The organism is Kribbella sp. NPDC055071 (assembly GCF_053608045.1).
The window spans coordinates 375-1,143 of the sequence record NZ_JBSGUS010000080.1 but is presented as its reverse complement, the minus strand read 5'-3'; the positions used below and the strand labels follow the sequence as shown (position 1 = coordinate 1,143).

Genomic DNA, 769 nt, shown 5'->3' with positions numbered 1-769 from the left:
ATTTCAGGATGCGTGTCTGGGAATGCGTTTCCGGCGATGACTGTCATGCCGGGTTTAATATTTTCCGCGCTAAAAGGAAGAATCGTAATATTTCTTTTTTCAAGCGCTGTTTGCGTAAAAATAAATTTTTCGATATCCGATCCTTGGACAGTATATCCATTATCATGAAGTATTTGGGCAAGCGGACTCATACCGGTCCCTTTTATTCCAACAAAATGATAAACAGTCATAATTGTACCTCCAACAAACGTCTATCTGTTCCCCAGTATATGACGCTCATTTCAATTTGCGACCGCGGCGGCTGAAAAGCCTCCCTTAGCGGCGTATTTTATATGTTTTGTTATGTTTAGTATCAGGTTATTTCTTTCCGATTAAACCCAGATATCAAGATTTGTCTATGCACAGCTGCTGTAAAGCGGCATAGCTGTTAAATGCTCTAAACACTATCATACCATGTTTGGTGTGAAAATGAACCCATATTATTCGTTTATTAAATCACTTGCTGTGATCAGCACCTCTCGAGGCTTGCTTCCTTTTGCCTCAGAGATCATGCCTTCCGCTTCCATCATGTCGATCAGCCTTGCCGCACGATTGTAACCGATTCTGAATCTTCTTTGCAGGCTTGAAGTGCTCGCACTGTTTTGCTCTACAACAAACTCACACGCTTCGTAAAACAGTTCGTCCTCTTCTTTCAGGGCAGATCCTTGTCTTACGAGCTCTTCTTGTTCAAATAAATAGGTCGGCGGCATTTGGCTTCTGACGTGGGAAA

At 42.3% G+C, this 769-nt stretch carries 2 protein-coding genes; both read right to left on the bottom strand.

Going from position 1 to position 769, the window contains the following annotated elements:
- Nucleotides 1-230: Mur ligase domain-containing protein (locus ACWF4Z_RS38395; RefSeq protein WP_452248120.1), on the bottom strand; the 230-nt coding region annotated here is incomplete at its 3' end.
- A gap of 249 nt (nucleotides 231-479) precedes the next feature.
- Nucleotides 480-769, bottom strand: a 290-nt coding sequence (locus tag ACWF4Z_RS38390) for a DNA translocase FtsK (RefSeq protein WP_452248119.1), incomplete at its 5' end; no start/stop codon positions are given.